This window comes from Enterobacter cloacae complex sp. IR5402, assembly GCF_049238125.1.
Lineage (GTDB): Bacteria > Pseudomonadota > Gammaproteobacteria > Enterobacterales > Enterobacteriaceae > Enterobacter > Enterobacter hormaechei_C.
Window position 1 is genome coordinate 486,470 of sequence record NZ_JBMKHO010000002.1, and the last position, 25,079, is coordinate 511,548.

General features: G+C 47.2%; 22 protein-coding genes. 8 read left to right on the forward strand and 14 right to left on the reverse strand.

The annotated features are described in order from the left end of the window. Positions 1-5: 5 nt before the first annotated feature. The 5 genes from ACOTXL_RS05505 to ACOTXL_RS05525 all read left to right on the forward strand — a co-directional run bounded on the left by ACOTXL_RS05505 (position 6) and on the right by ACOTXL_RS05525 (position 6,761). On the forward strand, positions 6-1,751 hold the full coding sequence (locus ACOTXL_RS05505; protein ID WP_001593457.1) for a hypothetical protein: 1,746 nt from the start codon (positions 6-8) through the stop codon (positions 1,749-1,751). Between the two features lie 421 nt (positions 1,752-2,172). Further along, positions 2,173-3,246 carry a CBASS cGAMP-activated phospholipase gene (locus ACOTXL_RS05510; protein ID WP_032142592.1) on the forward strand — a complete coding sequence of 358 codons (1,074 nt, stop codon included), beginning with the start codon at positions 2,173-2,175 and terminating at the stop codon, positions 3,244-3,246. Next, positions 3,246-4,544: a CBASS phage resistance system c-GMP-AMP synthase DncV gene (dncV, locus tag ACOTXL_RS05515; protein WP_001593454.1), complete on the forward strand. Its 1,299-nt coding sequence runs from the start codon at positions 3,246-3,248 to the stop codon at positions 4,542-4,544. Before ACOTXL_RS05510 ends, dncV begins: the two co-directional genes overlap by 1 nt. Next, the gene (locus ACOTXL_RS05520) at positions 4,544-6,313 is read left to right on the forward strand and encodes an E2/UBC family protein (RefSeq protein WP_001593453.1); all 1,770 of its coding nucleotides are present in this window, start codon (positions 4,544-4,546) and stop codon (positions 6,311-6,313) included. The genes dncV and ACOTXL_RS05520 overlap by 1 nt, the downstream gene beginning before the upstream one ends. Before the next feature lie 40 nt (positions 6,314-6,353). After that, complete coding sequence (locus tag ACOTXL_RS05525; RefSeq protein ID WP_223340727.1) at positions 6,354-6,761, forward strand: Mov34/MPN/PAD-1 family protein; 408 nt, start codon at positions 6,354-6,356, stop codon at positions 6,759-6,761. A gap of 345 nt (positions 6,762-7,106) precedes the next feature. Here ACOTXL_RS05525 and ACOTXL_RS05530 read toward each other — a convergent pair whose 3' ends face one another. Together ACOTXL_RS05530 and ACOTXL_RS05535 are read right to left on the reverse strand one after the other, a co-directional pair. Next, positions 7,107-7,709 carry a hypothetical protein gene (locus ACOTXL_RS05530; RefSeq protein WP_071549951.1) on the reverse strand — a complete coding sequence of 201 codons (603 nt, stop codon included), beginning with the start codon at positions 7,707-7,709 and terminating at the stop codon, positions 7,107-7,109. Positions 7,710-7,718: 9 nt separating this feature from the next. Beyond that, positions 7,719-8,078, reverse strand: coding sequence for a mCpol domain-containing protein (locus tag ACOTXL_RS05535; RefSeq protein WP_001593450.1), 360 nt, complete (start codon positions 8,076-8,078; stop codon positions 7,719-7,721). 840 nt (positions 8,079-8,918) lie between these two features. Between ACOTXL_RS05535 and ACOTXL_RS05540 the strand changes: the two genes are divergently transcribed. The 3 genes from ACOTXL_RS05540 (at position 8,919) to ACOTXL_RS05550 (ending at position 14,457) form a co-directional block, all read left to right on the forward strand. Continuing rightward, positions 8,919-9,866, forward strand: a complete 948-nt coding sequence (locus tag ACOTXL_RS05540; RefSeq protein ID WP_032737973.1) for an ArdC family protein — start codon at positions 8,919-8,921, stop codon at positions 9,864-9,866. 303 nt (positions 9,867-10,169) lie between these two features. Next, on the forward strand, positions 10,170-10,949 hold the full coding sequence (locus ACOTXL_RS05545; RefSeq protein ID WP_001593448.1) for a Hachiman antiphage defense system protein HamA: 780 nt from the start codon (positions 10,170-10,172) through the stop codon (positions 10,947-10,949). After that, positions 10,933-14,457, forward strand: a complete 3,525-nt coding sequence (locus tag ACOTXL_RS05550; RefSeq protein WP_016240611.1) for a DEAD/DEAH box helicase — start codon at positions 10,933-10,935, stop codon at positions 14,455-14,457. The genes ACOTXL_RS05545 and ACOTXL_RS05550 overlap by 17 nt, the downstream gene beginning before the upstream one ends. 60 nt (positions 14,458-14,517) lie before the next feature. Here ACOTXL_RS05550 and mobC read toward each other — a convergent pair whose 3' ends face one another. The 12 genes from mobC to ACOTXL_RS05610 all read right to left on the reverse strand — a co-directional run bounded on the left by mobC (position 14,518) and on the right by ACOTXL_RS05610 (position 25,063). Beyond that, positions 14,518-15,264 carry a MobC family replication-relaxation protein gene (gene mobC / locus ACOTXL_RS05555; RefSeq protein ID WP_001593446.1) on the reverse strand — a complete coding sequence of 249 codons (747 nt, stop codon included), beginning with the start codon at positions 15,262-15,264 and terminating at the stop codon, positions 14,518-14,520. 9 nt (positions 15,265-15,273) lie between these two features. Next, positions 15,274-17,133: a type IV secretory system conjugative DNA transfer family protein gene (locus ACOTXL_RS05560; RefSeq protein ID WP_016240610.1), complete on the reverse strand. Its 1,860-nt coding sequence runs from the start codon at positions 17,131-17,133 to the stop codon at positions 15,274-15,276. A gap of 709 nt (positions 17,134-17,842) precedes the next feature. After that, positions 17,843-18,148 carry a hypothetical protein gene (locus ACOTXL_RS05565; protein ID WP_001593443.1) on the reverse strand — a complete coding sequence of 102 codons (306 nt, stop codon included), beginning with the start codon at positions 18,146-18,148 and terminating at the stop codon, positions 17,843-17,845. A gap of 33 nt (positions 18,149-18,181) precedes the next feature. Then, a complete protein-coding gene (locus ACOTXL_RS05570) occupies positions 18,182-18,487 on the reverse strand; it encodes a hypothetical protein (protein WP_000754360.1) in 306 nt (101 codons plus the stop codon). A 35-nt stretch (positions 18,488-18,522) separates the two neighbouring features. After that, positions 18,523-18,921, reverse strand: coding sequence for a cag pathogenicity island Cag12 family protein (locus ACOTXL_RS05575; RefSeq protein ID WP_000592251.1), 399 nt, complete (start codon positions 18,919-18,921; stop codon positions 18,523-18,525). After that, positions 18,918-19,943, reverse strand: coding sequence for a P-type DNA transfer ATPase VirB11 (gene virB11, locus ACOTXL_RS05580; protein ID WP_000125558.1), 1,026 nt, complete (start codon positions 19,941-19,943; stop codon positions 18,918-18,920). Before virB11 ends, ACOTXL_RS05575 begins: the two co-directional genes overlap by 4 nt. After that, entirely contained in the window at positions 19,933-21,183 is a 1,251-nt protein-coding gene (gene virB10, locus ACOTXL_RS05585) for a VirB10/TraB/TrbI family type IV secretion system protein (RefSeq protein ID WP_023339226.1), read from the reverse strand. The genes virB11 and virB10 overlap by 11 nt, the downstream gene beginning before the upstream one ends. Before the next feature lie 35 nt (positions 21,184-21,218). After that, entirely contained in the window at positions 21,219-22,127 is a 909-nt protein-coding gene (gene virB9, locus ACOTXL_RS05590) for a P-type conjugative transfer protein VirB9 (protein ID WP_000976328.1), read from the reverse strand. Continuing rightward, positions 22,124-22,807 (reverse strand): type IV secretion system protein, encoded by a 684-nt coding sequence (locus tag ACOTXL_RS05595; protein WP_000003229.1) that lies wholly within the window; start codon positions 22,805-22,807, stop codon positions 22,124-22,126. The genes virB9 and ACOTXL_RS05595 overlap by 4 nt, the downstream gene beginning before the upstream one ends. Before the next feature lie 221 nt (positions 22,808-23,028). Then, positions 23,029-24,102, reverse strand: coding sequence for a type IV secretion system protein (locus ACOTXL_RS05600; RefSeq protein WP_001593439.1), 1,074 nt, complete (start codon positions 24,100-24,102; stop codon positions 23,029-23,031). A gap of 3 nt (positions 24,103-24,105) precedes the next feature. Next, the gene (locus ACOTXL_RS05605; protein WP_001593437.1) at positions 24,106-24,348 is read right to left on the reverse strand and encodes an EexN family lipoprotein; all 243 of its coding nucleotides are present in this window, start codon (positions 24,346-24,348) and stop codon (positions 24,106-24,108) included. Between the two features lie 7 nt (positions 24,349-24,355). After that, a complete protein-coding gene (locus ACOTXL_RS05610; protein ID WP_000857358.1) occupies positions 24,356-25,063 on the reverse strand; it encodes a type IV secretion system protein in 708 nt (235 codons plus the stop codon). Between the last annotated feature and the right edge of the window lie 16 nt (positions 25,064-25,079).

A 25,079-nucleotide genomic window follows, 5' to 3' on the forward strand; every position in this document is an offset into this window, starting at 1 on the left:
TCGAGGTGGCAGGTAGCATCATTAACCTTTTTATGTGGGGATATCAGGACAGCTACAGAATTCACATCCAGATTCTGGCACGTAATGTACTGAAAAAATTGGGTGCACCGGCTGATGCAGAAGTGCTACTTGTTGGTGCTCGCCGCCCTGGCAGTAAAAATGCGAATCCGATATGCGTAGAGCCAGAAGATGGTAAGTGGCATCTATCTTTGTTTGAAGGATTGCTGGATTCAGTTGAATCGATTTACAAGAATCATCGGTTACAGAGTATGATTTTTGGTGATGGGCCAAGCATGCGCGACAAGCCAGAGTGGATACGTCGCGACTCAGTGCGAACATCGGTTAGTAAGGCACTTGATGCTTTTGATACCGAGCAAAACGTAACGTCATTTTGCGGAGAGTCTAGGCGAATAGACGACTATTATGTCACCCCAGTCATACAGATTCCAAACGACACTTTCGAGAAATTCCCTCCTTTGCTCTCCAAGTCTGTTGACGAAAGCCAACAAGGACATGGATTTCGTAGTCTGATACATGCAGCGATGTATGCGGTTCTTCGTGAGGCTACCGAGGAATTGCATAACCCTGATCCAGGAAGATTTATCCATGGCAGTATGAGAGATGCCGAGGAAATAATACGGATTGCTGCAAACGACTTTCTGCACACCGCAGGCCTCTCGATCGAACGAAGATACATTCATACTGATCTTTTCGATGCTTTGAACCTTGTCTCCTCTCTTATGTACGAGGGGGCGAAAGGCATAGGTCAGCTCATTCTCGTCGATCCAGATAACGAGGCGGTTGAGTTCCTGGCGAAGTTTGTTGAGCCAGTTCCCTTTCGTGAGCCACGATGGGTTCGGAAAGTCTTGCAGATGGCGGCATCAGGTGTCGGCATTATCGCAAATAGTCAGTACATCTATGGACTTGGGAGACTGAAGAAGTCGCACGATCCCAGTGCACAAGATGCGTTCACGGTAGATTTTATAGATCATTATCACTGGCAGTTGTACTGCGGTAACCAAGCACTGCTTCTCAGTCAATATGCTGTGCCCAAACTTCCACAGGAGCCTTTTGACAAAGCTGCCTTCCTGGCAAATTACGCGAGACTATTTCCGTTGTCTTCACAAGATAGTGGATTGCACTTGTGGAACCTTCTGATGACCCAAACCAGTCAGGGGCATGGGAGCATGATTGTCGTTGCGGAAGATGCGGCCTGCGAGGCGAATCGACTTTGCAAGCAAGGTACTAGAATCGTGCCAACTAAGCTCACTGAATCACTCCTTCGAAGTGTCAGCGGTATTGATGGCACAATACTGCTTGATCCTGCTGGTCTTTGCCATGCTATCGGGATTATTCTCGACGGTGAAGCGACCGATGAGTGTACGCCATCAAGGGGATCTCGGTATAATTCCGGAGTGCGTTACGTACAAACGAGCGGCACTCGAAGGCTTGCGATCGTCGTGTCGGATGATCGAACAGTCGATATCATTCCTCAAATCAAGCGACTGTGCAGTCGTTCAAAAATAGAACAATGTGTCGTAACACTGGAGGCGGCAACGCTCGACAACTATCATGATTCTCGGAATTGGTTAAACGACCATCGCTTCTATATCAACGCTGAGCAATGCGCTCGAATTAATGCCGTACTCGACAAACTAGATGCCGTTCCAAAAGAAGTAGGTCTTATCTATTTTGAAACTGAGAGATTTGAAGTTGACCCAGAGATGGACGAAAGCTATCTCATAGACTGACCGAATACCGTTGCGTGATGTCAATATTAGGTACCTCGTGCCAATATCATGGCCTAACGTTTGTTGGTGTAAGTAGGGATGTTATCGTCGTTGGCCTTATCGTTAGGAATTATCTTGCCTGTGGGGGCTTCACTTTAGGTCAGGCAGGCTTCAAGAGTTTGGTTCATCGGACACTGCCTGATAGTGCCAGTGGATGTCACGTACCGCAAAGAGTCATCGAATGATTCTTCTTCGTTTCAAATGAAGACCTTCCTTTGATTGGATATAAAATGTAAAAATTCTAACTTTACAGGTTAAATCAGTATGTTTTATAGAATTAAAAGTGTTTTATACTAATTACAAAAACACTGATTATTTGTACATTGAAAAGAATAAAAACAGACATATCTTATAGCTATATTCTCTGGTTATGGGGTTTTCAATGTCTGAATTGCATGTAGTCAATGACCATGGAGTACGGCTACTCTGCCTAAATGGTGGTGGGGCCAGAGGGATGTTTACAATCAGTGTGCTTGCTGAGATTGAGAGGATACTTGCCTCTAGGCACCCTGACCAAGAAATCAGAATTGGCGATTACTTTGACCTCATCGCAGGGACATCGATAGGTGGGATCTTGGCTCTCGGCCTTGCTAAAGGCAAGAGTGCTCGCGAGTTGGAATGTGTTTTCTTAGATAAAGCGAATGATATTTTTCCACCAAGATGGTGGCTATTCAATCTCCTTAAATCACTTGTTTCTCCCATTTATAGTAGTAAACCACTTCGACAAACAATTGAAACGATGATCGGTGGTGAGACTACCTTTAATGACCTGGCCCGGAGAGTAATGGTCCCGGCAGTCAATCTTTCAACAGGAAAACCTCAGTTCTTCAAGACACCACATAACCCAGATTTTACCCGCGACGGTGCACTTAAATTGATTGATGCCGCACTCGCAACCTCCGCTGCACCGACGTTCTTTGCACCACACCATTGTGAAGACCTTGGTTCTTATTTTGCTGATGGAGGTCTGGTCGCCAACAACCCCAGTTATATCGGATTTTTGGAAGTTTTCAGGGACATGAAGTCTGATTTTCCTGATGTTGCTCATAAAGACATACACATACTTAATATCGGTACTACCGGGGAAGAGTATTCACTTAGCCCAAGGCTGCTGAGCAAAAAATGGTGGAATGGCTACTGCCGACTTTGGGGCGTAGGTAAAAAACTGGTCCTTACAACCATGACGGCTAACCAACATCTCCATAAAAATATGCTCCTGCGCGAGCTTACGCTCCATGGTGCCTCCGATAACTACACCAGTCTGGATGAAGTGATCCCTAATGAAGCAGCCAGCGACATCACTCTGGATAATGCCACGAAGAGTTCCATTGAAAACCTGCGCGCAAGGGGAAGACAACTCGCTACTGTGCAGTTCGCTCAGAACCAGAAGCTTAAGAGCTTTTTCACTACACCTGCAAAACCCTTTAAGCGCGCAATCGCGCAGGAGAAACTCTGATGCCTTGGGATTTTAACAATTACTATAGTCACAATATGGATGGCTTAATCAGTAAGCTCAAATTGAGCAAGACTGAATCCGATAAACTCAAAGCACTTCGTCAGATCGTACGTGAAAGGACGAGAGATGTATTTCAGGAAGCTCGCCAAGTCGCAATTGACGTGAGAAGGCAAGCGCTGACACTTGAAAGTGTCAGATTAAAACTTGAGAAAACAAACGTTCGCTACCTCTCCCCCGAAGAACGTGCTGATCTAGCGCGACTTATTTTTGAAATGGAAGATGAAGCACGCGATGACTTCATCAAATTCCAGCCTCGTTTCTGGACTCAAGGAAGTTTTCAGTACGATACGTTAAACAGGCCTTTTCATCCGGGGCAGGAAATGGATATTGATGATGGCACCTACATGCCCATGACGGTGTTTGAATCCGAACCGAGCATTGGACACACTCTGCTTCTCCTTCTCGTGGATACATCACTGAAATCACTAGAAGCTGAAAACGATGGCTGGGTATTTGAAGAAAAGAATACCTGCGGACGCATCAAAATCTATCGGGAGAAAACACACATTGATGTACCGATGTATGCGATCCCTAAAGAACAATTCCAGAAAAAACAAACAGCAGCAGATTCAGCACACCTCATAAAGTCAGATTCGGTGTTTGAATCTTTTGCATTGAACCGGGGGGGACGCGAGGCTTATGCCGTTGAGTCCGACAAAGTGAACCTGGCACTTCGCGAAGGGGTCAGAAGATGGTCAGTCAGCGACCCCAAAATTGTTGAAGACTGGTTCAACGAAAGCTGTAAACGTATCGGCGGGCATCTGCGTTCAGTTTGCCGGTTTATGAAGGCTTGGCGGGATGCACAATGGGAAGTTGGGGGCCCTTCATCAATCAGTCTGATGACTGCAGTCGTCAACATCCTCGATAGAGAATCTCATAATGGCTCCGACCTCACCGGGACGATGAAACTTATTGCCAGGTTGCTGCCTGAGGAATTCAATCGCGGTGTGGAAAGTCCCGACGATACTGACGAAAAACCATTGTTCCCTGCGGAAAGTAACCATAACGTGCACCATAGAGCTATCGTTGAAACTATGGAAGGTCTGTACGGTATTTTACTTGCCGCTGAGCAATCAGAAAGTCGGGAAGAAGCGTTACGTAAAATCAACGAAGCATTTGGTAAACGTGTGACTAATGCCCTATTAATCACGTCAAGTGCTGCAGCTCCGGCATTTCTCAATGCACCATCCAAAGAGCCATCATCTAAACCAATCAACAAAACGATGGTAAGTGGCTGATGAAGGACGGGCAGCTCCATCAAGTGATGACGGGATGCGGGTATCGCTATACGCGTGCCCGCAATCTTCCTGAAAAATCGATTCTGCACAGCAGGGAGCGAGGTGCAGGATATTACACGAAAGAATACGCGACTGATGCCGGTAATTTTAATGTTGCATTGGTGATTCATCCCGACCCTTTCACAGAACTGCCGACAGCATTCATTATTGAGCAACCTGAACAGTTCAAAAGTTGCCTTATGCCCCATGTCGCCCTGGAAGGGTTCCTTTGCTATGTTGAGCAGATGGAAGCAGACTGGGATTCCAACGATCTGGAAGCGACATATAAAGAAGTTGATGCACAGATACACCAGACCCTCATTGATTCGGTATCCGCTGCTACGCAAGGGGTAAATGATAAGAGAGAACTGGAAGGGGAGTTTGCTGCATACTGGCGTCCCAGCGAGACACTCTTTCTTCTGTCAAACGCAAGTCGGGGGACCACACTTAAAACCTCTTTGGCAAAATTACTTAAGTCTGATGGAACTACCAGACAGGAGTACATAACGGTTGAGGAATCATCCCCGGAGGACTCGGAAGCCGTTATGACCAAGTGGCTCAAACAAAGGTATTTCCCCAGAACTTCGTTAAAAGAAATACCCATCAGCACGCATTACATTTCTGTAAATCCCAGCCGTCTAGCCGGGATGAAATGGCCACCGGCTTCATTCCGGGACTTACTGGAATGGCTTGAAAAATCAGACCACAATGCCAGAGATAGAGTCATTGAAAACATCAAAGCCGAAGGGAAGAAAAGGTACATTTTTCTCTTTGATGTTTTAAACCAGGACATCTTAGCTATCTATGTTGAGTTCAATGCGCAGTCTGTTGATTTCAGAAGGTACCGGAAGTCAGCCAAAAACTCAACGGTCAAGCTTGCGGCGATGTTGGGTGGCAAAAGTGTTTGCACGGAATATCAAAGGCTGGGTGTCATTCGTGCTGACATTGCGACGCTCCTTAGCCGGAATACACGACGGAAGGGGGCAGTAAGTCTTTCAACAAAGCGTATAGCGTTGATAGGTTGTGGAACAATTGGAGGGTATCTGGCCGAATTATTACTACGCAACGGAGCCGGATGTGGTAAGGGTTATCTGCATCTTTATGATGATGATATCTACAAACCCAGTAATTTTGGCCGTCATACCCTATCGTCACATGATTTCGGGTGGCCTAAATCCCTTTCACTTGCGGCAAAGCTACAGGAGTCTGTGCATTTACAGACAAAGGTTGTAGGATTTATGGAACAATTCCGTATCAGCGCAGATGAAATGCAGAAGTACGACATCATTATTGATGCGACAGGACGCCCACCTGTGTCAAAACGCATCGCTGCGGTGGTTAGACAGATTCCACTGGAGCAAAGACCATATATTATTCACGCGTTCAATGATGGCAACGGCCGGGCATCAAAAGTCTTTATTGATGATGGCCGAAGCTGTTACGGGTGTATGGTTTCTAACCCTGCAAAATACCATAAAGGAACCGATTCAAGGTTTAATGATCTTGATATATCAAGCGAAAAAAATAAAAGTTGTGGCAGCACTTACACCCTTTATGATGCAGCAGTTAGTAGCATAACGTCATCTCTGGCCCAGATGGCCGTGTTAAGTACTCTAGAACCAGAGTTAAAGTGGACTTACAATGAACATATCCTTGAGGGGGGGCGTTCGCTCAGACCTCAATTTTTGCCACATCAGCCGAATTGCCCTGTGTGTAATGAACATAAATGAATTGGTATTCATCGATAATTTTGACAATCATGTAGTGGTCATGAGCGAAGTCGTTCGACTGCTCAAGTCATATCGCCAAATGCAATATGTCAGCACAGAAGCTGGAGGAGTTCTGATAGGAGAACGCCGGGGACCTCACATCGTTATTACTCACATTTCGGAACCAGGGCCGGGTGACATCAGGACACGTAATCGGTTTGAAAGAAAAGGTGACCATCATCAGCTGAAAGTAGATGAACTGTTTGAACAGTCAAATGGCTTTCTTGTTTATTTAGGCGAATGGCATACACATCCCGAAGATTTTCCTCAACCGTCTTATACAGACATGAAATCTTGGCTGACTGGACTGATCGCAACAGAGACAATGCTCCTGATTATTGTAGGCAGAAAATCTGAGTGGGTAGGAATAAAAAACGGAAATGATATAAAAAGTATAAGAGAGAAGTAAAAAAATAGATGAAATTGTTGAGTTGCACTCATTTTTCAGATATTAGTCATTTTTAACAGTATAGTTTATGTGTTAAAATAAATTTAATATGATGGCTATTTTGGGGGCATCTAATGGGGAGAGGATGAAAAAAACACCACTCGAATTTCCCTCGCAATTCTTTATAAGTGGAGTCTCCCATAATAATCAGTTTCGATGGAGTATATGAGGTATGCAGGGGTATTTTTCTAGGGAAAATGGCTACTGAAAGGAGTTTTTCCATGATTAATATATCAGTAGCGCGAATTATCCTTCTATTTTAAAAGAACGAACATGGCTGATTGTGGTAATTAAACATTCCGAAAGTTAATAAAAAGATATATCGGAGTCAGTGTTAAGTGATATTCTTTTTATTGATATTCTCCCCACGGATTTTCTGTCTGTATAATATCGACCGGAAAGTTGGAGCGCATTGTTACTTTCAATTACGTCGAATATAGTCGAGCCAATATACTCGCTCCAACTAGGGTTTTTAGGGGTTGATTTATATACATAATACAATTTGTTGTTATCCAGTTCCTTAGTTGGCGTTGCTTCTAGCGTAACAGATTTAACTGTGGGGCCGTGCATTTCTATCTTTGTTACAAGGAGTGCTTGCTTTATTTTTGCGCGGACTTCAAATTCATCATTTGTTTCTGTGATTATATGTCCAACCCAAATTCCATTTAAGTCAGGATATATGTCTTTCTTGAAAAACCTTATTGTTCCCCATATTAGTCTTGATATCTTTGATGAAAGGAGAAAGAAGTTTATGATAATGGATGCTAATGATGATATTGATAACAATTTGAGCAGGCTTAAGTCAGAAGACAGAACTGTCTTAAAGATCCAAAATGAAAGTATTGTGACAAACAAAGAGATTAGTGATACCGTTTTTAACAACCAGTCAAATCTTATTATTCTAAACATTTCGCACCATTATAATATGTCTTTGTAAATAGAAATCATATTCTTACCGTTGCTTTTAGAATTTAACAGTGCAACATAGGCTTCTCTTAGATTCGCTCCCACACCAGCTGAAAATGTAATTTCGTCAAAGGAATAGGATTTTATCTTATCAAAAACAAAGTTAAGATTGACCTCGTTGTCTGTTTTCGCTGTAACACCATCTGCGGCTTGGAAAATTATCTCAAATCCATTGGATAAAAGCATTTTAGATATTTTTTTTGTGGTATCATTTAATTTGTTGCTTATGTATGTCAACCTCTCTTCTGAGTTGGATAAGTATGATGAGGTTATTTTTCTCCCCACATCATCGCCATCTATCGCTATGTACATATTAACTCCAAACTAACATGGATTATTATCTAAGTGGTTATATTATATCAACCCTGAATGCTTAGTTGCAAATGAATTTATTTACTTAAAAACGTTGCGGTTTAAATTGTATTTATACCCGGCCAAAACGAGGTTTGTATTTTAAATTTTTTTAATTTTAATGGGTTTAATCCTATGTCTTGTTAAATACATCAAGTGTGTTGAGGTTTTATATTTTCAATGTGGCGATTAATTCAATTGTTCTGCTTGTAATCTACACTTAAAGGATAATTATTAAATCTTTACACTAAAGATTTCTCATGACATTGGCATTATAATTAAGTGAAATAATATACCTGTTAAGCCCTTTGAGAATGATTCTCCGGTTACGGTGCTGTGGCCATTTCCAAGAAATCTCTCACCCCAGATCTAGGTGGTGGTGGATAGACTGGATGCTGCGTTCAATAATGAGACAGCCCGGCTCCGGTTGTAAGTGATGCCGGAACGAGACAATTAATTTAAGAACAAACCGCCCCCGGTTAGCAGGATCGTCTCGTCCGGCAGGAAAGCATGCTAACACCTACATGAAGTCCCTGTCAGTGCAGGCCCCAGACTCAACACCACCAATTTACTTTTCACCACTGCGAAGTAAGGGGCGCTACGCCCGGCTATGCAGGGGCAGTTTTTCTCCTGTGCGCTTTTCGTTCCTGTATCGGCTTCCTGTTAATCGTTTCCCAACACAACCCGTCCTGCAAGGGTAAATGGCACGCTTGCTGCGCCCTTGCAGGACAGAACGATGCCGGGAAAGCGAACCGTCAGGCGATACGAAGACGAAAAAAACACACTGACGGAGAAAAAATCATGACAATTTCCCTGCATAATCCCCGGACAAGCGCCCCTAACACCGCAGCGGCGACCAGCATATCCCCGCTGGACCCGTCAGGCTCCTCAAAAACGAAATTTTCTAAAACCAGAACGGATATTTATCAGACCGTTACCGACAGCATCATTGCAGCGCTAGAAGCCGGTGTGAAACCTTGGTCATGCCCGTGGCAGCGTGTATCCGGCATGTCTGGTCTGCCATCGAATTACGCCACCAGCATAGCCTACAGCGGTATGAATATCATGTTGCTATGGTGCAGTGCATCAAAACAGGGTTTCAGCGATTCACGCTGGATGACCTACAAACAGGCACAGGCAGCAGGTGGACAGGTTCGCACACGTGAACGTGGCACAACAGCCATTTTCTACACCACCCTGGAGAAGGAAAACGCCGCCGGAGAAGTTGAACATATTCCGATGCTGAAAACCTTTACCGTGTTTAACGTTCAGCAAATCGACGGCCTGGCCCTGACAACTGAAACTGTCAGCCCGGAAGCAACCTTTGACCCGGTGCCGCAGGTTGAGAACCTGTTACGGAAGAGTGGCGCAAACATCATCGAGAAAGGACAAAACGCCTTTTTCAGCCCATCAATAGATGAAGTCTGGCTACCGGAGCGCCATCTGTTTTCAGATGCGGCTAATTTCTACGCTACAGGTCTGCATGAGCTGATTCACTGGAGTGGTGGCAAAAAACGTCTGAACCGTGAAATGAAAGGGAAGTTTGGCAGTGCGGATTATGCAGAGGAAGAACTGATAGCAGAGCTGGGAAGTGCCTTTCTGATGGCTGATCTTGGCATTGAGGGAGAGGTACAACATGAAAGCTATATTGCTTCCTGGCTGAAAGAGCTGAAAAACGACAAGCGTTATATTTTCAAAGCGGTCAGCGCAGCCTCTAAAGCACATCGTTATTTGATGGACAAAATCTGAGCCGCAAGGTCTCAGGGCCGCAAAGGAGTGTGGCTTTCGGTGCTGGGATAGGCTTAACCGGTAACGCTGTAGAGGTATGAGTGAGACGGAGCGGAGTCGGAACGAGCACCGAACAATCATACCTCTACAGCGGAATAGTGCATTCTATGCGTTGATTATGGTGTCTGGCATTAGAACTTCTTTTAAATCTGAGAGTTGAAGCTCTGAAGTTATGTTGATCGGACGGTTGACAATAAGATATTCTGGTGTTTCTCCCTCCTTGGTTCCGTACTACCAAAAAGAAGACCATATAGAGGAATTAGTATGGCAAATTTCGAGGACTGGTGTGATTCGACAGAGCGTAATATCAGCGACCATTATTTGCAGTCAATAACGGCCAGGGATGCCGAGTGTATGTTCGGCGTTCAGGTTATGGCCGCGCTAATACCTGAACACTATGCGTCACCAAGAAATATCGCTAACGCATTTGAAGCTCTAGGTAAACCGGGGCTGGCGGCATACATTGCTGGAAAATTGCCTGAAACGAAACAGATTCGTTCCGGTGATTTGGGTGAGATATTTGCAACTGAATGGATAAATGCACGTAGCAATGGCTATAAAACGCCTATAAAAAGATTGCGCTGGAAAGATCATCGCAATATGTCGATGCGTGGTGAGGACGTCATTGGTATTTACATAGATCAGTCTTCTCAACAACTTTTTTTCCTTAAAACCGAAGCGAAAAGTCGCGCCAAAATGACGGGAGAGGTGGTTTCTGAAGCCCGCGATAACTTGAATAAAGAGCAAGGGCTGCCATCTTCACATGCCCTAATGTTCATAGCAGATCGCCTGAATGAACAGGGTGAGGAGCTTTTGGCTAAAGCGATCTTAAATGCAACGCTTCGGCAAGGAATTGTTCCAGGATGCGTCCGGCATCTTATCTTTCTATTATCGGGCAACTCTTCAGAAACTATGCTGACCACTTCAATTGAAAAGTATACAGGTCAAAATAATCAGTGGGGTGTTTGTCTAAGAATTGCTCGCCATGGTGAGTTTATTGCCGCAACTTTTGAAAAGGTGATTAGCGATGCCAGCAACAGCTGATGAAATTATCGAAGCTATTAAGGAAGCTTCAGCTGTAGGTTTTCGCGGGCGCCTGATTGCACGCGGGCAAGCCCGGTCGGTGATCTGGCGAGACGGTGACTTGCCGCCGGATGCACCGGAGTTTAGCGCACTGCTCAGTCAGGACCTTCAAGGCTATGCTTATGCCCTAATCGATCTCGGCCTTCGTCTTCGAGAACTTAATGGAGACGACGCCTATGCGCGAATTGCTTTTGAACAGGCCGGAACCGCACTCGAGTCGGCTATTGCTAAAGGAAAACGCGACAGCCGGGATACAGATTTTCACTTCGTAATGGCTGCTGCAAGCTATCACCTTGCGCATCTTTCAGCACGAGCCTATTCGTTACTCGCAATGGTTGGTCAGGATGATAATTTTTCACCAATAGAGAGGGCTCTTACACAACTGATCCGGCGTGATTTGCGTACTCTGCGCGATAATGCGTTGGGCTTTCGGCTCAGAGGTGATGGCAGTGACGTGAAAATTACTGAAATCCTCCAGGCTCGCCTAAACTTGCCGCAAGACGAGAACGGTGACAGTGAGTCAGAGGAGGACATCCTTTTTGATGGGCTTGATTTGGCACTGACTGACGCCTATATGTCGGCCATTTCTCTCTACCTTCTCGCTGTAGAAAGGGGAGAATCACGTTTGCTTTCCAGGGCTATTGAAAAATTAAGAATTAGTCTAAGTATATGTGCTCAGTTTAATATGCTACCCCAGTGGTGGCTAAACTTTATTACCATTCATCTGTTATCTGACCTTTGGTCAGATACATTCCATGAAAGATTGCCACTGGTTCCAGTTGGTGGTGACGCTGCTGAATGGCCCGCGCTTCGGGAACTGTTTATTGCACTGCTTCAAAGACGACCTCGAGCCGAAATTGATCTCTGGCCATCGCAGAGAGAGGCCGCCGGACGCTCTGTTAATGACAATGACGATTTGGTTGTTTCGTTGCCAACCAGCGCTGGAAAAACTCGTATTGCTGAATTGTGTATTCTTCGCTGTCTGGCGGGTGGCAAGCGTGTTGTTTTCATCACCCCGCTTCGTGCGCTTTCTGCACAAACAGAAGCCACTCTCTCCAGAACATTTGGGCCGCTTGGGAAAACAATATCAATGCTGTATGGCAGCATTGGCGTAAGTGGTATGGATGAGGATGCAATTCGCCAGCGTGACATCGTCGTCGCCACGCCTGAAAAACTTGACTTTGCTCTCCGGAATGACCCGTCAATTATTAATGATGTAGGACTTTTTATTTTTGATGAGGGGCACATGATTGGGGCCGATGAACGAGAGGTTCGGTATGAAGTTCAAATTCAACGGCTGTTGCGCAGACAGGATGCCGATACGCGCAGAATTGTCTGCCTCTCGGCAATTCTACCTGATGGTGAGCAACTCGATGATTTTGCCGGTTGGCTCCGTCGTGACAAGCCCGGAGGACCAATCAAAAATAATTGGCGACCGACCCGCTTGCAGTTTGGCGAGGTCATATGGTCCGCTCCAGCAGGTCGGCTTAATCTCAGCGTCGGTTATGAGGCGGCTTGGGTATCGCGTTTTATCGTCAGCAGACAACCGCCAAAGGTTAAATTACCTAATAAAAAGCAGCGAACAAAAATGTTTCCCTCTGATAACAAGGAGCTCTGCTTAGCGACAGCCTGGCGTCTAATTGAAGATGGACAGACCGTACTTATCTACTGCCCACTTCGCCGGAGCGTCGAACCGTTTGCCGAGACAATTGTCGATCTGCATCAGCGCGGACTACTGCCATCTTTATTTGATGCTGCCCCGGACATTCTGGATACGGCTATCTCGCTGGGAGAAGAATGGTTGGGGGCACACAGCCCGATACTTGCCTGCCTACGGTTGGGCGTGGCTCTTCATCATGGCGCATTGCCTACGGCTTACCGCAAAGAAATCGAACGTTTGCTGCGAGATGGGGTACTTAAAGTGACGATCTCATCACCGACGCTAGCACAAGGTCTTAATCTTTCGGCAACAGCTATCGTCATGCATTCTCTTCATCGGAATCGCGAGCTTATCAAAGTGTCCGAGTTCAGAAACGTCATAGGCAGAGCAGGGCGCGCATATGTAGATGTTGAAGGGCTGGTGATTTATCCAATATTCGATAAAGTAAATAAACGCCAGACTAACTGGCATACCCTCACATCTGACACGGGGGCCCGTGAGATGGAGAGCGGACTAATACAGCTTGTCTGTGTGTTATTGATTCGCATGCATACACGGCTTGGTGGGGATTTAAAAGCACTCACTGAATATGTGACCAACAACGCCGTAGCGTGGGAATTTCCAGAAATTATGACCGAATCTCCGCAAGAAAGAGATATTGCGCAGGCCATCTGGGAAAAACAACTTTCAACGCTTGATACTGCTATTCTGAGCCTTCTTGGTGAGAATGATATCCCGGATGACCAGATTGAAACTGCTCTTGATGACATTCTTCAGTCTTCACTTTGGCAACGCAGTTTGCAGCGTTATAGGGATGAGAATGAACGGATTTTGCTGAAATCGGGACTCCTGTCCCGCAGCCGCTACATCTGGCAGCGCTCAACGGCAGCAGGGCGCCGGGGGTATTTCCTGTCGGGGGTAGGACTTACAACCGGGCTACGACTTGATGCTATTGCCGCTAAGGCCAACCAACTATTGATTGATGCGAATGCGGCTATAATGGGCGGTGATGCCGAAGAGGCAATTGCTGCTATCACGGCGCTCGCTGAAGAGGTCTTTACCTTCTATCCGTTTATACCCGATCCATTGCCTGGCGACTGGAGAGGTATTTTACGTTCCTGGCTATTGGGTGAACCCATGACTAACGTCGCGAATACGCAGGCGTCTGAAACGCTTCAATTCGTCGAGAATGGGCTGGTGTATCGACTTCCGTGGGCAATGGAGGCTATTAGGGTACGTGCAACAGCTAATGGAGACCTCATAGGTGATACAGATACCACGCTAGACGATTATGAGTTAGGTTTTGCGGTTGCTGCTGTTGAAACAGGTACCTTGAGCCGTTCGTCTTCACTGCTTATTCAGGCGGGTTTTAGCTCTAGGCTTGCAGCCATAAAAGTGGTTACAGACACTACTGCCGATTTTCAATCCGGCCAGGAGCTTAGAAGGTGGCTGAACTCTGAAGAAGTGATAAGCCACACGGATAATCATGACTGGCCTACACCTGAAACCAGAGTGATGTGGCTGGAATTCTTGGGTAGTCTCAGCCCCAAAGGCAGCCAGGTTTGGAGTCGTCATCGTTATAACGGAATGGTGGACTGGAGAGATACTCCGGCAGTGATCGGCACACCATTGCAGCTTTACACTGTTGATGGTATTCATCACGTACTGGCTGATGATGGCACTCCTCTGGGAAGTATAAATGGCAGAATTAACACAAACAGAAGAGGTCTTCTTAGAGTTGAGGTGGATGATGAGAATGGTCGTGCCATGTTCGATTATTTAGGACCGGACGACTTTATTTCTACCTGATTTCTGGTTCGAGCGACTTATGATTGGTGCATGCATCTAGCGTAATCGGTGAGACCGTAGCTATATATTGTTATCCAAGTTGAGCCGTTGCAACTCGTCGAGCGTGTAGACGCGGAAGACATTCCGGTGGCGGGTTTCCAGCGGGATGTGTTGATGGTTAACGATAACGTGTCTGATGCTGTCAAACAGCCGTTCAAGGCCGCGCTTTTTCTGCGGGTCCGGCACGATATAAAAAACGTAAATCCAGTCTTTCCGGGTCCGGGCCAGTAAATGGCTTGCGATGATTGACTGGTAGCGAGCTCTGGTTTTCAGACGGCGCTCGGTCTCAATGGCGATCACGGTTCCGCAAGGGAGAGTGATCAGCCCGTCTGGCCGGTGATTGACCTGATAACGGCTGAGGAAGGTCGTGCGATCGCCGTTTATCCAGCCGGACGCGCCTTTTTGCTCAAGGATGATCCGTGCCGCCTGATTATCAAGGTGATGTTCCAGCGTCCAGCCGGTAATCTTTGAAGGCTCAAATCGTGCGGGGAAAAGCGCATCGTCGGGGGTTAACACAACGGCCAGTCCGTCACTGGTTATGCCCCACAATGAAATTTTTATTGTGCGTGATACCAGGACATGCTTTTGTATTAACCCCATTCTCTCGACTTTTGAAAGAAGGGTATAAAGCGATTTATGATCCCGGAAACCAAATAGCAGTATCAGCGTTTTAAAATCGCTGTAGGTTTCTTCTTTCAGGAAGTTCAGCAGTTGTTTTATTTTTTCTCTGTTGCGTGTCTGGCGCTCTTGATATGTCGAAATCAGCATAACCGCTCCTTAAAAATCCAGCGGGGACAGGTCTTTTTCATCATCAGGTTTTGGCTTTGTCGGTTTTACTTCGCTTTTGTCGAAGAAAAGAGCCGGGTGCGATGCCATCACATCCAGCGCGGTTGGTTTATCATCGTCGCCAAAATCCAGTGCGATCTTCACCGGTGCCGCCGCTGCGGCAATATCAGGGGAAACAGAAAAGGTTTTTAACCGGCGCTTTCTGACCTTTATCGGTGAAATCAGGGAGGCAGAAGGTAGCGTTGTTGTCGTAAAGATAAAACTGACAAAATCAGGCAGGTTCAGGATCATATTGCTGTCAATAAAAAAACGCTCGGCCTGGCGGATTGTGCGCTCACTGTCGATGGTTTCAGTGAGCATATTATCCGTCTTAGCCTTACGGAGTTCGTCATCCACCAGAATCGTTCCTGACATTCTCGCTATCCAGTCTGCTGTATCCGGATCCATAACCCGGTAAACCATTTTAAATTTGGCATTTTCAACGACCGCACCGACAACGGCGTCGCCTTTCAAATCTGCCGGGCAGTCTTTTAAATCGGCAATGGACTGGTGATCCATAATAATATGCACGCCTTTATCCCGAGCCGCGCCTAAACCTTCCAGCGCTGGCCTGGATAAATGGTATTTCAGTTCGGAAAGATAAATAGCAATGGGGCGGGGTACGTCTGTTACACGTTCGCGCCTTTCTGCTAACTGGTAAAGGCGAACCAGCAGCATACGCTGAGCGGTAATGATTTTGCTGTTTCGCATGGAGCCGATAACATAACAGCAGCCACCTTCATCAAATATTTTTTTGAGTGAAAACCCCTCCGGTGAATTAATGGCATTGAGTAATGCCAGCTCCTCAATCTTGCCAAAAAATGCTTTGATTTTTTCGGCAATACCCTGAACGTAATCACCGTTATAAACATCCCGGATTGTTGTCGATGGATTATCGCTGACAAATTGTGCGGCCATACGGGCGGCTTTCCGGTCGTCGATCCGATAAAAGTCAGATTCCTGACCTTTTTCCGCCAGACTGAAACCTGCAACGAACAATTCTTCCAGTTCATCTGGCGTAATATCTTCAATCAGGTTTAGCTGGTATTGCTGTTTTCGCAGGTCAATTAAGGCAAAGGGTTTTCCTGCATCCTCGCAGGCTTTCCGATAAAGGTGTGGAGCCCATTCATCATCCTTGGGGTCCATAACAAACACACCTTCACCGGCCAGAATACTTTGATAAAGCAATATGCCGGTGGCAACACCTTTCCCAGCTCCAGTGGTGCCGATAATATCCGCGTGTTGTTTCTGCCAGTCTTTTAACGGGAGATACATTGGTTCGTTCTCCCTGTCCATGCCAGTAAAAATGCCTTTATTCAGGTCAATATAATCCAGCGGATCATAATGCAGTGTTTCCGGCAGCAGGGACTTTACGGTGCGGACATCGGTGCGCAATTCGCGTTCAAGGGTAGTTTTTTTAACAAGATGTTTCTTTATTTTGTCCAGTTCCGGCGTGAATACCCGGCGAAGCATAATATGAAAAATAATTCCGGTTACAGTGAAAGCAATCCGTACTGACCAGACCAGTACCGTATTATCACTGGTGAGTCTGGTTTTATACAGCCACTGGAAGGATCCGATAACTATCGGGGCCAGTGTGCCAGAGAGAAAACACAGCAGGGAAAAAGCGATAATCAACCTTTTCCATAACGGGGCTTTCTGCCGTTCATCGCTTTTCATTGATGCAAAAAACGGCATCGTCAGCCCCGCTAATAATGCCAGCACCAGTTGTTTCTGTTGCACAAAAGCCAGCACCGCCAGCATCCCGTTCACTATCGGGGACAGTGAAGCGGTAAGCTTATTTAAAATCATCATGCCTCCTTCGTCAGCGATTCGCCCCATGACATCGCCCCATCAATTCGCCCCACGGTGTCGGGCGAAAAGACGGGGCGAGCGTATGGGGTAAAGAAGGTGGCCGCTGTGCGGCCATGTACCGGAAAGCATGCTTCCCTGCACGAGACGGCGTGCGCCAGTACATGCGGGCTGGACGCCCTTATTGCCTGTCGCATGGGGGTAATGTCGCGGCTGGACGCCACGCCAAAACCCCCAGGGTCAAAGGCGGCACACCGTCGCACGCTACGCGCGACCAACCCCTTTAAGACGCGCGTTTAGCCTATTTTTTCTTCGCAAGCTCGAAAAAATGGGAACGCTGCTTTAAAGGGGTTGGTCGCGCCTAATCGGCATATTCCCCGCCGGGGCGGGAAATATAGCCTGGCTGCGACGGTGTGCGGGGCAAGCCCCCCACAAAAACCGGCACGTGGGCGTGCCTTTTTGCTCGCTGGGGCGGCAAAATTTTTGCGGCTCCCCCCGGCCCGCTTCAATTCGCTGGGGCGAATGTTCGCGGGTGGACGTGGATCCTGAAAATTAGCAATTTCTCCGAAATTGAATTTTCTGTCCACGTTCCACTTCATTATTTTTCGTCTTAACAATTTCTTCGAAATTGAAGCCAAAAATAATGAAGCCTTAAAATCCCGTCGCCTGTTAGTCTCTGTATTGTACAATACACTTTTGTTTTGTGTGATTACATTTGCTCGCGGTATATTTCAGCCCTGCACTCCCTTTCAGCTTCCAGTGCTTCACTGTAGGACGCATCATCAATTTTCGTACCTTTACTCTCGGCATAGCGTCTTAATCTATTTGCGTCAGCTTCATTAAGTTCTGAAAGATGATCGCGCAAAAGACCGATAAAACAGCTTTCGTATATTTCGTAATACAGCCCACAACCTCTGTGGGCTTCTTTTGATAACGTGTCATATACCATGGCTACAGATATTCTGTCCTGTTTTTTTGAGTGTATATTCTTAATGAATAAATCTTCGTTTATCATTTCGAACCTCTCATATCAAAATGGATATGTCAGTTATCCTTTCACTCTGCCAAATTTTGAAAGGATTTTACTTATTGATTCAGGGTCTGCGGCTTTGCACTCCCCTAAAAATTCTTTTCGCATATCGAATGTTTTACCCGGATTGAAACGATGGTGTTTTTTAAATGCGTTGATTTTAAAAAATGCGCGTTCTGCTGAACTGCATTCACTCCCACCACTATTACCTGTAGCTTTTCCGTACATGCAAAGAACAACTTCGCACGGGTCAGCGGCAAAGGAATAAATCGGCGTTCCTGCGGTCAGGCATAATACAGTCGCCGCGATAACGGTTTTTTTCATGATAAATCCTTATTAGATTGTGTTGCTTAAATGGATTAGCGAGAGAAATAAATAGTGGTTTCTCTGCACGTCAGGCAATTAAATACAGGCTGGTATTCAATAACGCCTTTTGCGCCATTCTGGCGAAGCCAGTTTTTGGCATTAAAGAAATCAGTGCCGGATTGTGCAGTGACGACAATTCGTGTTGAATGGGCGACTGCGTAAAATACTGCTGGAGTCCATATTGTATCGTAGAAACTTTGTGCGCTGATTGATGATGTCCATTTACCGTTAACTGTCGGGGAAGGGACTATAACGTTATTGTCACTCCATTGCGGTAAACTGGTATTTAATGGGTCAGCGGCTTTATCCCACTCCACAGGAACGGGAGGCGGCGGCGATGAACATCCGGTAACTATTGCTGCCAACATGATGACTTTAAGTTTCTTTATCATGCTTTCATTTCCTCAAAATACTGGTTTCGATGAATTGGACGGAAATAGATGTCATTCATACGGCGAACATTTCCGTCTAAATCAATGCTCACAATCACGTCCAGGCTATCCAGAACCTTACGTAACATAAATGTATAGGGGAGCTGGGCGCACTGTGGATTTTCATAGCAACGGGTAATAAACCCATCTATAGCTTCTTTCGCTGATCCTGCATGAATGGAGGTCATACTCCCTTCATGGCCGGAACCTGTTATTTTAAGGAAGTCCCAGGCTTCCGCACCGCGAACCTCTGTTAATAAAATGCGGTCAGGGTTCATACGGTAATTCCAGCGTAAAAGGCTCGCCGGGGTAACGATAGAACCTTTTTCATCTGATGATTCTGACGGATAAAAAAGATGGACGTAGTTTTTATGGATAAAGAACGTGATTTCCGGGTTGTCCTCAATGGTTGATATCCGAAGATGTACAGGAATATACCCTATCAACATTTTCATATAGGTGGTTTTCCCGGTGCTTGTTTCCCCGGCGACCGCGAGAGTTTTACCGTACTCGACGCATTTCTCCATAAACAGAGGAATATTTTTTGTATTGTACAATGCAATTAATTCCTCGTCGTGCGTCTCCGTTTTTTCCTCGCCTGTTACCCGGTTATAAAATCCCGCATCGATGTATGACTGATGCGGGATTTGTACCTTCGATGGCTTACGGATGGTGATAGACACCGTATCGCGCTCACAGGCCGGGGGAACAATCACCTGGCACCGTTCGCCAGATTCCAGCGTGGCTGACAGCCCCGGCTTAATATCTTCGATATTGTCGCCGTGGTGCTTTGCCAGGCACCGGGCAAAGTTGTAGCAATCCTCATAGGACAAAGGAACGGCGTGCTGCTCCCATACGCCGTTGATTTTGGTATACAGCTCACCTGGACGATTGACGGCGATCTCCGTCAGGCCGGGAAGCTCTAGAAAGTCGCCAAAGAAACGCTGTTTATAGCGGTCGAGGGAAATATTCTTAGCGGTCATTTTTCAACCTCAGTGTATAGATGTTGGAAAAATCAATATCCTCGCCTGTGATTAGGTTGATGATCTCGCCCTGATTCTTATAGAGCGTTGGGGGAATATTGATGCTGTTCTCCAGCGTGGTACGTGCCATATCTGCCATAGCCTGGCGGCTGTTTTCCGTATAGTCCGTATTGCGGTCTTTTTTACCCGCGCTGTTGGATGCCCATGCGCCAATATCGGGGATCATGCCGACCATTAACGCGCCGCCGAACCGTTCCCAGAAGTGCGAATCTATCCAGCCATCAACGCCAGCCTCGCCCAGATCGCCAGCCGCGCTGGTATCAACCAACGGGATATCGAGATAAGGCGGCTGGCGGGTGCGTAGCTTCGTCGCAATGATGAATGCCCGCCCTTGCCCGTGCTTCATACCTTCTTCCGCTATGGCGCGGTAAAGTAATGATGCGGTGGTGCCTTTCTCTATCAGCTTCGTGTTGCCGCTGGCGCTCCAGATGTCAGTAGTGACCGTGCAGCGAAGTTTCCCCGCCCGGTCAGATACAAAGCGGCGATCCAGTGAGCAGGGGATCGAGGTATTTTCCGGGATGTACAGGTCAGGGTTATAGGGTATGCGGCGCACTGGTGCGGGGCTTTGTCCCGGCGGCGGTGCGGCGGTATTTGTGGCCGCGCTGCTGTCCTGTTGTCCGGTGGTCGTTGCCGATGTCAGCGTCATTTCCTGCTGCCGGGTTTTTACCGGGTTCTGTGTGGTGGCCGAACCATCATGGCGAATAAGGAAGCTGGCTTTGTTGAGTTCTGGCGGGGCGGCCGGAGCCACCTGCCCTGTTCCCCCCGTGCTGCTCTGGCCGTTATCCTGTTGCTCTGGCTCTTCTTCGGCTGTATCGGTGGACATACCGAGATCGTTACGCTGCCGGTAATCGGTTTTGTTCGTCTGCGGGGCTGTGTCCTGTTTCTTTTCTTCCGTAGGCTGCCACAGGATATTGCGATAAACCCAGTTACCACCCCATGCCAGGAAGATAAGCGTGACCGCGACAATGGCAAGAAAGGCGGTTGCTTTGCCCCGTTTGCGCTTTTTCAGCTTGTTAACGGCGGGTTGTACCGGGTCTTTCTCTTCGTCGTCCTGCGCATTGAGAAGCTCGGCCTCCCTTTTAGCGCGGGCTTCCCGCTCAAGCGTGGCAATATCATCCTCAGCGTGTGCCGGGAATGCCTGCGCTTCATCCGGCACAGGCATTTTGTTTTCGTCGTTCATATGCACGTTTCCTTTTATAAAAATATTTTTATAGGTTAATTGGATTCCGGTTTTTCCACTCTTTCCACCTGCCGGGATACGGTGGAACCATCGGCGGCGTGTACCTTGCCAAATCCGCTATTTTCCAGACCCACAACGGCATTACCGGAACGCAGTACTAGGCGTGGCGTCACCTCCTGAATCACCAGTACGGTGAAATCGCCTTTCTTCTGGATACTGCTGTTAACCACATGCTCTTTGCCGTTCAGCTCTTTGGTGACGGAAGGAATGGACTTAGACGGGGAGAAGCCCACGAACGTAAAGCGGCCATCGTCGTAAGCAAAATCGGGAACAATGTTGAAACTGCCTTTGCCCGGATATTTGGTGTAACTCCAGTTGCGGGGCGTCTGCGCCGAGTTCAGCGCTTTCTGGACGCTGGCCTGTTGCTGTTTCTGCTCCCACTCGCGCTGTCTGGCCGTCGCCTCCCGGCTCGCTTTGTCCCGTTCTTCGCCCGGATAGCGATAGCTCACCTGGAAAGCGGGTTGTTGTGCCGATTTATCATCGATGACGTTCAGCTCGACGTTGTACAGGCGCTTACTGGTGACAACCAGCATATTGGTATGCCAGTCCCGGCTGTTCGGGGGGATCACGACCTGCGTTGTGTTGCCATCTTCTCCGGGCGCTCCCTGCGTGAGCGCGACCGGGCGAACGTTGACCCGGTTTGCATCCGGCGTGGCTTCCCACGCCTCATCAAAGCCAGGTTTGGCGCTTATGACCGCCTCATCGTTATCAAAGACTAGCGTTGTCATAAAGCCGGGTTTGGTGTTAACGACAGTGACGTTCTGCGGGTTATAGATAACCTGCTGCACGCGGGAGTCATAGCGGCTTGCCTGCGGTATGGCCGCAGCCCATGCCGCGCCGCACATCATCAGTGCCAGTGCGGTAAACGTTAACTTTTTCATCATTCACCTCCCCGGATTTCGCGGTCGGTCTGCCAACTGGTGACGGTAAAGCCGAAGTAGTTGATCTCGCGTTCCGCATCGCTCATTTCCTTGTCAGGGTTAGAATGGAACGTGAACCGGGCATCCCAATATTCGTTGCGGGTGCTGTTATCAGCCAGACGGCGGATAATCTTCTTGTAGCGGATGGTGGCGACCCTATCAGGGGCTGTCGCATCGGTGATCTGGTTGGACAAGATCTCCACTTTCACGGTGTGCGCCCCGTTCTTATAAACCTTGTCTGGGGCGTTTTTTCCGGCGTAAAGCGCCAGATAGTCATCGTTTACCTGGGGAGCGTTGTAGACCTGTACCGTCTCGTAGTCGTCCTGCAAAGAGGGATAGACATACCGCTCACGCACTTTGACGTAGTTTGCGGCCATCGCCTTTTGATAGGCTTCTGTTGCGGTCAGGCTGGTTTTCGATGTCCGGGTAACGTGTTCCACCCGTCCTGTGTGGTTATCCAAGGTATACAGCTCAACGTCCGTCTGTTTCAGCGGCAACATCACGACCACGGCGACGAGCGCCAGTACCGCAATCAGCAGACCCATACCGCCAACAACAAAACCGGCTTTTGTGGCGCGTTTATCCCGCTCAATCATTTGCTGCTCAAAAGTGCGGGATTCAGCTATTAATTTCTGTTCACTCATGACTGTTTAACTCCGCCATAATTTGAGGGGTGTTTACGGGTTCTCCCTTACCGCTAAAGGCAGAGGGAGGCGTGTTCTGGGCGCAGCCAGAAAGCGCGCACAGCAAAGCCAGCGCAATCAAGCGTTTCATCAATGATTTCCTCAACTAAATTAGATATATGAAAATATAATTATATTTTCATATGATGATATTTCGGGGGGATGGACGGGAGACGTCTGGCCTAGCTGTTGAACTTCTTAACCGCGGATTCTCTCGACTGTGCCAGCCTCCGCGCTTCGTTCCGGGCTATCATCTGCTCAATCGCGTACTTCCGCGCTTTAGATGCGTTATAGCCTAACTCACCTCCGGGCTTGCCGGGCTTACCTGCATTCGCATCCTTCCAGCCCTGAATGTTGTCCTGGGCGGAACGTTTGGTTTCTTTAACTGCACCCCCGGCTAGCTTCCCGGCACCAAAAGCAGCCGCACCGATACCTACAGCGGCCAGCCCCTGCATGGATACGGTAGCGCTTGCCCCGGCCAGAGCTGCGGCTACCTTAGCGGAAATATACACCAGTATTGCAGCGAAAATACCTGCAAGGCAGACTTGAGCACCAAGTTCAACAATTGTTGAACTGTCTGCTACCTTCGTCGCCTTATTAAGAACGAGATTCAAGTAATTCACTACAATTCTCAATGAGAGAGCGGCAAATAGAATTGTTAATATCCCTGCAAATATATTTTGCAACCAGTTATTGAACATGGGGCGGAGGAAACCATACATAAGGCAGAATATGAAAATAGGTGCAGTTATTCCTAATAGTAGAATCATTACTTCGGCAACCATTGAAACAAAGCCCGCTAGAATCATAAGTGCGAATATTCCAAGCCATACACAAAATTGAGCAGTCATTCCCTCATCTTTTACATATGTAGAATTATCCATGTCATGTAGCGTTTTCCCTAACACTTTAGCCTTATTCCATAGGGTGTCTAATAACTGCCATATATTATCACTACCAGAAAAACCCTCCTTTATTCCGTTTATGGCATCAATAACGCCATCGAGGTAGCCGCCTAAATTAGCCACAAAGGACAGGATGATCGCCATCCTCATGATGTCCCACATCGTGTCTTCCATAGGCGTAGATAGCTTACCAGCCAAAGTCTGGTATCCACGCCACATGATGTAGATGGTAGCTGACGCTGCTGCCAGCCCCATCATCATAGAAGAGTACGACATCATCAATCCCTTTGTGGCGTCTGTAATTCCTCCTATCAGGTATTTCTCAACCCCAACAAAAAGACCGCCACTCATATATTACTCCTCTAAATTATTTAAGTCTGGAGTTGGTGCGTTTAGCTGCTTGATTTGATAGTGGGCTTCATTTGCATTCTTGCAATTTTCAGAAGCGTCACCACTCTTTTGGCACTTTTCATAAACTAGTTTTAATTCGTCAGGGTGATCCCTATACCATTTTGTTGTTTTAGCTTCCTCTTTGCATCCAACAATAGAAAAGCACAGGGTGATCGTCGAAATTAAAATAATTTTTTTTGATAACATAAATACCTCATAAATTATTAAGGTCAGCAGTTGGCGCGTTTAACTGCTGCTGATTCCACTGCTTAACACGCTCCGCTTCTAGCGCATTTTCGCGCTTCTCTGCTGCTTTCACGCTCATTTCCCATTGGGTGGTAAGCGTGTTCAGCATGACAGATTTTAGCTGAATACTGTTTGCAAGGTCTTGAGATTCTTTCGAATCTTTGGCTAACGCTACCCTGTTGGAGAGACTGTTTATTTCCCCCAGGGTCTGGCTTACCTGGTTCTGAACCTCGTCGGTTTGCTCAAGCTGGATAGCCTTGTTGATGACCTGCTGCTTGCATACGTTGGCATAACTCCCCGATTGCGCAGTGTTGCAGGTGTCGAAAATTTTATACTTCTCGTACAACGCATCGAACTGCCCGGAGGAACCGCCGGAGAGAAGCAGGTCATTCAGTGCCTGTCCGGGCTTACGCAGCTTTTCAAGGTCAGCTTTCAGGCCTTTGGCCTGGTCAACAAAATCAGCAATATCACGAACGCCAGTGGCCGTCGCCAGTTGGTCTTTATATGCCTGTATTTGTGACTGGTAGTGTCTGGCCGTTTCCATCCAGCGTTTTAACTCCTGCGCCCACTGCACGTCCCGCATAGGGTCAGCATCAACAGCGACGGGAATACCAGCATGAGCCAGTGGGCTTGCAATGACGCAAGCCAGAATAAGAGTACGAAAGCGAGTTTTCATCGTATATCTCCTTTGG